Raw genomic sequence first — 6,419 nt, forward strand, 5'->3', positions numbered from 1 at the left:
TTCTTGTCGAGGGCTGCTTGCCGCCAACGCCGGCACTCTGGCGCAGCGCATCCATAAGATCGACGACCTTCTCCCGCTTGGCCGGCTTCGGAACGGCGATCTTCTTGCCTTCGAGCTTTGCTTTCACCAGCTCGGCAAGCGCCGCCTCATATCGGTCGTCGAATTTGGTCGGATCGAATTTGCCCTTCTTGGTCTTGATGATGTGTTCGGCCAGTTCGAGCATCTCGCCCTCGATCTTCATATCGGGAATGTTGTCGAAGGCCTCCTCCGCCGAGCGCACCTCGTAGTCGAAGTTCAGCGTCGTTGCGACCAGGCCTTCGTCATAGGCCCGGATGAGCAGGGTCCGGATGCGCCGGAACAGGACGGTCTGGGCGATGGCAGCGACTTTCTTCCTGCGCATGCCCTCGCGGATCAGCCCAAAAGCTTCCTCCGCGTGTTTATCCGGCGGGGCGAGGTAATACGGCTTGTCGAGGTACACGTCGTCGACATCGGAACAGCCGATGAAGGCCGAGACCGACAGCGTCTTGTCGCTCTCGGGGACAGCGGCTGCGACCTCATCGGGTTCGAGCACGACGTACTCACCCGAGCCGATCTCAAAGCCTTTGACCTGGTCGTCCTTCTCGACCGGCTTCCCGCTATCGCTGTCGACGAAGGCGCGATGCACCCTATGGCCCGTGGCGCGGTTTATTGTGTGGAAAGCGATCCGCTCAGAGGTTGAGGCAGCCGTATAGAGCGCCACCGGGCAGCTGAGTTCTCCAATTTTCAGAAAACCCTTCCAATTTGCTCTCGGCGCCAAGCGTTAGCCTCTCTGTCACAAGCGTTGCACTGGAAATGCAACGTGGCGGCGCGGAGATTTGTTCCTTTGGCGCCTACGCGGCGACGATCAGAAGGGTTCTAGGCCAGCAGACAAGCAATTCCGCTGCAACCAAATTCAGTACTCACCGTTGTCGAGCAGGAAGGGAGCGGTTGGCCATGACGAGACTGTCGTTGACGAGCCTATCATTTTTGGCGGCGCTGGCTCTAGCGGGTTGCAGCAACGAGACCGAACCGACACAGGGCAGCACCAGCAGCACTGAACCGACACAAAGCAACACCAACACCGTCGATCAAAATCCCGAAGTCGACAAGGACCCGACGCCGAAGACGACGACGGGCGGCGATCAACCCGGTACGCCGCCGGCTCAATGAGGGATCGGCCGGCCGACCGGATTCCTCCCGGATGCATTGCGCGCGACAAGGGCAGAAGATCTCACCCCGACTGGCTCTGCGCGACCAAATGGTAGCTATACCGGTCTCGAATGAACGCGTTGAAGAACCGACCTTTTGACGAGGCCTTGCGGAATGCAGCGTAGGTCTGCGGCGGCACGTCGTCGTAATCGTAGCGATTTCCGCTTGGGACGAACCATACGGAGAGGGTCCTCGTCGCCGGATCGTAATTGATGCTTTGAATAGCAGTTGAAGGCATTTCCAAACACTCGACGCGTCTGGGCAATAACCCAGCCCGGCAAGCCAGGTTCCGTGTCGCCCAAGATATGGAGGCGGTGATCCGGCCGGCTCGACGCCTCCAAGGTCTTGCCGCCGCCGGCCGGCTTCACCAATTAGGGTTGATGCCATCGCTCAAAACCAAGCAGCCGGAATTCGCTGGCCAAGGCGACCTGTTTCGTGCGCCCAACGATCTGCCGGAAGGATTTCACTACCAGCCGGAGCTGATCACCGCGCAGGAAGAGGCCGAGCTGGCGCGGCAGCTCGAAAGTCTCGCCTTCCAGCCTTTCGACTTTCATGGCCATCTCGCAAACCGGCGCGTCGCCGGTTTTGGCCTGCGCTACGATTTTGACCAACGCAAAGTCGTCGAGGCGCCTCCTATCCCTGCTTTTCTGATGCCGCTCAGGGACAAGGTGGCGGCATTTGCGCGGCTGCCCGCCGATGCTTTCGCGCAGGTCTTGATCAACGAGTACCGGCCCGGGGCGGGTATCGGCTGGCATCGCGACAAGCCGCATTTCGATGCCGTAGCCGGCGTTTCTCTTCTTGCGCCATGCAGCTTTCGGCTCCGCCGGAAGAACGGCGCTGGATGGGATCGCCAGACCATCATCCTCGAGCCAAGGTCGGCTTACCTGATGACGGGACCGGCGCGCACCGAATGGCAGCACAGCATCCCGCCGCTTTCCGAGCACCGCTACTCCATCACCCTGCGGACTCTGCACCCGCAACGGTCGCCTCGATCAGAAGCGATAGTTCGATGACCAGGACCGAGACCGGCTCCTGTTTTTGCGGTTCGATAACGGCTGAGCTGCATGGCGACCCGTTCTGGATTTGCTCCGATCACGACGACGATTGCCGCAAGGCCATAGGGAGCCCGCTGACCGTCTGGGTCGGCTATCGACCGGCCCAGTTCAGATTGCTGACCGGCACGCCGAAGACGTTCTCGAGGACCCGAGGCGTGCTCCGCACCTTCTGCGCCGATTGCGGGACATCCATAGCCTATCTCGACCAGGGGCTTCCCGAAGAACTCTATGTGACGATCGGCTTCTTCGACCACCCCGAACGTTTTGCGCCGCAGGCTCATGCCTATTGGGACATGAAGCTGCCGTGGGTGGAATTTCGTGACGATCTGCCACGTGTGGGAAGATATTCAAGGCGGCGCGATCCGGCGGTCGGAAATCCCGCCGATCGGTAACCCGGCAAAACGCCGCCAATGGTCGATCTGGTGATACCCCGCGACCACCACGCTGTGTTGGCGCTCACCTGGAAGGCGGCGGACCATGAAGACCTTGAGACGATTATCGGGCCTCCGGTTATCGAGCACGCCTGGTTGGAACGGAGCGGCGCCCAGATCCCGGACCCGTGATGTCGTTCGAGATCAATGGGCGGCGACCTGACGAGTCACCGCGGCCGACGGATCTATTGACGGGTGAGCATTGTGACGTCGAGAAGTTTGATCTCCTCAGCGAAGCGATAACCGCTACAGTGATCGCCAAGCGGCCGGGCACCAAGGCCGGCAATGGAATTCGGAACGGGCATCGGCAGCTTGAAGCGGGTATCATCGCTTCTTCACGCCGCTTTCGATACCTATCTGTTGAGCGCAAGGCATAGTTCGGCAACAGGCAGCAAGATTTGGCACAACGATCGGGAAGCGCAGACCTGCCACTTCATGGCGGACGCGTGCCGAAATGGCTCGGCGACCGGATGACGCGCCTTGGCGCGGTCATGTGCGAGGCGATCATTCACCACTACGGTCGCGAGGAGCTGCTGCGCCGGTTGGCGCATCCCTTCTGGTTCCAGTCGTTTGGCGCCGTTATGGGAATGGACTGGCATTCATCCGGCATCACGACCAGCGTCATCGGCGCCTTGAAACGCGGGTTGGCTCCGCTCTCCGGTGAACTTGGTATTCACGTGTGCGGCGGCCGCGGCGCGCATTCACGCAAGACACCGCACGAGCTTGCCGTCATCGGCGAGCGCGTCGGCTTCGACGGAACAGGCCTGGCAACTGCCAGCCGGCTCGTCGCCAAGGTTGACAGCGCCGCCGTTCAGGACGGCTTCGACCTCTATCTGCATGGCTTTATCGTTACCAATGATGGCGACTGGGTCGTGGTGCAGCAGGGCATGAACGGCGACAGCAAGGTGGCGCGCCGCTATCACTGGCTGTCCGAAGGCCTGAAGAGCTTCGTCGACCAGCCGCATGCCGCCATCGAAGGCGCCAACCAGGGCGAAATCGTCAACCTGACCGACCGCCGCGCCGACGCTTCGCGCAAGGGACAGCTGGAGCTCCTGCAGGACCTCGGACCGGAACGCATTTTGAGGGAATTCGCCGCGCTGGAACGTGACACGGCCCCGGCTCCAGAGCAGGCGCCTGAACAGCAGCCGATGCTGCCACACCTGGTCATGCCGGCGCACCACGACGTTCGCGAAAGCGATGTCGTCATGCGCCGCCTTCATGGGAACATGGCGGCGGCTGCCGAGCGTGGCCCCGCCGATTTTTCCGATCTTCTTCTGGTCCCTGGCGTCGGTGCGCGCACGGTGCGGGCGCTGGCGCTGGTTGCCGAGGTTCTGCATGGCGCGCCATGCCGATTTTCCGATCCGGGACGCTTCTCGCTGGCGCATGGCGGCAAGGACAGACATCCATTCCCCGTGCCGCTGAAAGTCTATGACGAGACGATCGGCGTGCTGAAGTCCGCGGTTCACAAGGCCAGGCTCGGCCGCGACGAAGAAATCGGTGCCTTGAAGCGGCTCGACGACCAGTCACGGCAGGTCGAACGCTATGCCACAGGCCCCAGCCTGAAGGAAATCGTTGCCGGAGAGTTCGATCAGTCGCATCTGCTCGGCGGTCGCAGTGTGTTCGGCTGGGAGGCGGCACCCGAGGCGCCCGCGGACGTCAAACAAATCAAACAAAAAGGATAAGCCCGCCCGGATCGCCTGATCCGAGTTCGGTTTCAAGTATCCAGATCGATCAAGGCGATGCCGAGTTCCGGGCGCTTCCTGCGGCGCAGATGCCCAGGCGCTTCCACCACTGTGACTTCAAGAGTTGGCCGAACGATGCCTTCGAGCAGATGCCCGCCCCGCGTGCTGCCATCGCGCAACCCGAGCACCGCGTGGACGTGAAGGCTGGGCTTGCCGTCGTCGCCGATCGCAATATCGCCGATCGCGCTGAGCACCTCGCACTGTTCCCGAACCGGGATTTTCCGATAGGTCTTTTCTCCAACGTCGAACCAGCCGACGGTCGCCGTTTCGAAGGCGCCGAGCGCGGTCAGCGAGGCGCCGCCAATGTTCTGCCCGACCGCGAAAGAGGTAAGCGCCGCGAACGCTTCCTCGCCAGGGTCAAGCACCACCACGAACGTCCTTTGTCCGGCGCTTTCGGCAACGAGCTGCGATTTCATGATTTCACTCCAGATACCATGTCGGCTTTGCGTTGTATTTCGATCGAGAGTTCGAACGGAAAGCTGGCTCGCGAGTTCCCAACAGGTTTGGTCTGGGCTTGAACATCGCTGCGCCGTCTGACTACCGAAGGTGCAGTGGTCCGGAACAAGATCGCGCAGGAAACATTGTTCCCCGCAGGCTATCTCTGAGGGAGCGGACGTGGCGCCAACTGAAATCATCGTCAGGCGTGTGCCAACGCCGCGTGAGTTCTGGATTGGTCTTGGGCGCGCTTTTGCCGGAGCGTTGATCTTCGCCGTCCCGGTGCTGATGACCATGGAAGCTTGGGCGCTGGGATTTCACCTTCACCCACTGCGGCTCGCCCTGTTCCTCGCTGTCACTTTGCCAATGCTGGTGCTGCTGCACAAGTACGGCGGCTTTCGCCAGACGGTGGCGCTTCGCGACCGCATCGCCGATGCCTTTGTGGCCATACTTGTGGCCGCTGTGGCGGCTGCTGCGGTGTTTTTTATTTTCGGCATCGTCACCGTCGAAATGCCGCTACGGGAGGTGATTGGCAAAATAGCGGTGCAGGTTGTCCCAGGCAGTCTAGGAGCATCTTTGGCACGCGCTCAGCTTGGCCCGAGTTTGTTGGAGGAGGAGGACATTCCCGAGCCCGGCTACACCGGAGAGCTGTTCCTGATGGTGGTCGGAGCTCTGTTTCTATCGGTGAACATCGCACCAACGGAGGAGGTCGTCCTCATCGCTTACAAGATGCACCCCTGGCAGGAAATCGCTCTGGTGGTGGTCACCCTCGCTCTCATGCACGCCTTCGTCTATGAGTTCGAATTCCGCGGCTCGCACAGTCCCGAGCCAGGCGCTGGATTCGTCAGCATCTTCTTTCGCTATGCAATCGTCGGCTATGTCCTGGTGATGCTTGTGAACCTTTATATCCTGTGGACCTTCGGCAGGACCGATGGCGCCGGCTTTTCGGAGACACTCAGTGCAGTCGTGGTTCTGTCGTTTCCTGGCGCGCTTGGGGCGGCGGTTGCGAGGCTCATTCTGTGACAAAGAATCCCGCAAAAGGCGACAAGCAACAGAAGCAGCAGTCCGACAACAAAGGAATGACACGCAAACCCGGGACTTCGGTCACGGAGTGGGTCGTGGCGGGGATAAGCTCGGTAGCCCTGCTTGCCGTGCTCAGCTATCTTGTCGCCGATGGCTTGAGCACGCGCGATGGGACCGCCCGGATCGTTGTGCTGCCGCTCGCGGTCGGGGTCACCGAGGGCGGCTATGTGGTCGAGTTCGCCGCCGCAAACAGGGCGGGGAAATCAGTTGCTGCTGTCGAGATCAAAGGTGAACTCCGCAATGGCGATGAGGTCGTCGAGGAGAGCAGCGCTACGCTCGACTATGTTCCACAGGAATCCCAACGGAAGGGCGCGTTGATCTTTCGTCGAGATCCCGAGGCCTATGACCTGCGCCTCTTTGCTAGTGGATACAGTGAACCCTGACCAGTCGAAAACGCCATGGATGAAATGGCTGTGGAACTCAGCCCCGATCACGAGGTCAACCGG

Annotated in this window: 11 protein-coding genes; 8 read left to right on the forward strand and 3 right to left on the reverse strand. The window is 61.0% G+C overall.

Going from position 1 to position 6,419, the window contains the following annotated elements; translation table 11 throughout:
- Positions 1-796 (reverse strand): Ku protein (locus EOA86_RS17595; RefSeq protein ID WP_128342813.1); only part of this gene is annotated, 796 nt, incomplete at its 3' end.
- 176 nt (positions 797-972) lie between these two features.
- Between EOA86_RS17595 and EOA86_RS17600 the strand changes: the two genes are divergently transcribed.
- Positions 973-1,188: a hypothetical protein gene (locus EOA86_RS17600; RefSeq protein ID WP_029356319.1), complete on the forward strand. Its 216-nt coding sequence runs from the start codon at positions 973-975 to the stop codon at positions 1,186-1,188.
- Between the two features lie 61 nt (positions 1,189-1,249).
- Here EOA86_RS17600 and EOA86_RS17605 read toward each other — a convergent pair whose 3' ends face one another.
- Complete coding sequence (locus EOA86_RS17605; protein WP_128342815.1) at positions 1,250-1,465, reverse strand: KTSC domain-containing protein; 216 nt, start codon at positions 1,463-1,465, stop codon at positions 1,250-1,252.
- A gap of 142 nt (positions 1,466-1,607) precedes the next feature.
- Here EOA86_RS17605 and EOA86_RS17610 point away from each other — a divergent pair, with 142 nt between their 5' ends.
- Genes EOA86_RS17610 through EOA86_RS17625 form a run of 5 tightly spaced genes read left to right on the forward strand, consistent with a single transcriptional unit; the run spans position 1,608 to position 4,395 of the window.
- Positions 1,608-2,240 (forward strand): alpha-ketoglutarate-dependent dioxygenase AlkB, encoded by a 633-nt coding sequence (locus tag EOA86_RS17610; RefSeq protein ID WP_128342817.1) that lies wholly within the window; start codon positions 1,608-1,610, stop codon positions 2,238-2,240.
- The gene (locus tag EOA86_RS17615; RefSeq protein ID WP_065010373.1) at positions 2,237-2,674 is read left to right on the forward strand and encodes a GFA family protein; all 438 of its coding nucleotides are present in this window, start codon (positions 2,237-2,239) and stop codon (positions 2,672-2,674) included. Before EOA86_RS17610 ends, EOA86_RS17615 begins: the two co-directional genes overlap by 4 nt.
- Before the next feature lie 18 nt (positions 2,675-2,692).
- Entirely contained in the window at positions 2,693-2,845 is a 153-nt protein-coding gene (locus EOA86_RS38670; RefSeq protein WP_164891799.1) for a hypothetical protein, read from the forward strand.
- The gene (locus EOA86_RS17620) at positions 2,845-3,090 is read left to right on the forward strand and encodes a hypothetical protein (RefSeq protein ID WP_127211763.1); all 246 of its coding nucleotides are present in this window, start codon (positions 2,845-2,847) and stop codon (positions 3,088-3,090) included. The genes EOA86_RS38670 and EOA86_RS17620 overlap by 1 nt, the downstream gene beginning before the upstream one ends.
- Before the next feature lie 21 nt (positions 3,091-3,111).
- Positions 3,112-4,395, forward strand: a complete 1,284-nt coding sequence (locus EOA86_RS17625; RefSeq protein WP_127211762.1) for a DUF763 domain-containing protein — start codon at positions 3,112-3,114, stop codon at positions 4,393-4,395.
- Positions 4,396-4,427: 32 nt separating this feature from the next.
- On the opposite strand, the gene EOA86_RS17630 is transcribed toward EOA86_RS17625, so the two are convergent.
- Positions 4,428-4,871 (reverse strand): PPC domain-containing DNA-binding protein, encoded by a 444-nt coding sequence (locus EOA86_RS17630; RefSeq protein WP_128342819.1) that lies wholly within the window; start codon positions 4,869-4,871, stop codon positions 4,428-4,430.
- 199 nt (positions 4,872-5,070) lie between these two features.
- On the opposite strand from EOA86_RS17630, the gene EOA86_RS17635 reads away from it, so the two are divergent.
- Positions 5,071-5,913 carry a TIGR02587 family membrane protein gene (locus EOA86_RS17635; RefSeq protein ID WP_164891800.1) on the forward strand — a complete coding sequence of 281 codons (843 nt, stop codon included), beginning with the start codon at positions 5,071-5,073 and terminating at the stop codon, positions 5,911-5,913.
- Positions 5,910-6,356 (forward strand): TIGR02588 family protein, encoded by a 447-nt coding sequence (locus EOA86_RS17640; RefSeq protein ID WP_245497304.1) that lies wholly within the window; start codon positions 5,910-5,912, stop codon positions 6,354-6,356. The genes EOA86_RS17635 and EOA86_RS17640 overlap by 4 nt, the downstream gene beginning before the upstream one ends.
- Positions 6,357-6,419: the final 63 nt, after the last annotated feature.

It is taken from the genome of Mesorhizobium sp. M5C.F.Ca.IN.020.32.2.1 (genome assembly GCF_004023105.1).
Classification (GTDB): Bacteria; Pseudomonadota; Alphaproteobacteria; order Rhizobiales; family Rhizobiaceae; genus Mesorhizobium; species Mesorhizobium wenxiniae.

Bases quoted from the DNA above. Each gene is read 5' to 3' on its own strand.
- EOA86_RS17630 (WP_128342819.1), bottom strand. From the start codon at position 4,871: ATGAAATCGCAGCTCGTTGCCGAAAGCGCCGGACAAAGGACGTTCGTG.
- EOA86_RS17620 (WP_127211763.1), top strand. From the start codon at position 2,845: ATGTCGTTCGAGATCAATGGGCGGCGACCTGACGAGTCACCGCGGCCG.
- EOA86_RS17600 (WP_029356319.1), top strand. From the start codon at position 973: ATGACGAGACTGTCGTTGACGAGCCTATCATTTTTGGCGGCGCTGGCT.
- EOA86_RS38670 (WP_164891799.1), top strand. From the start codon at position 2,693: ATGGTCGATCTGGTGATACCCCGCGACCACCACGCTGTGTTGGCGCTC.
- EOA86_RS17615 (WP_065010373.1), top strand. From the start codon at position 2,237: ATGACCAGGACCGAGACCGGCTCCTGTTTTTGCGGTTCGATAACGGCT.
- EOA86_RS17610 (WP_128342817.1), top strand. From the start codon at position 1,608: ATGCCATCGCTCAAAACCAAGCAGCCGGAATTCGCTGGCCAAGGCGAC.
- EOA86_RS17605 (WP_128342815.1), bottom strand. From the start codon at position 1,465: ATGCCTTCAACTGCTATTCAAAGCATCAATTACGATCCGGCGACGAGG.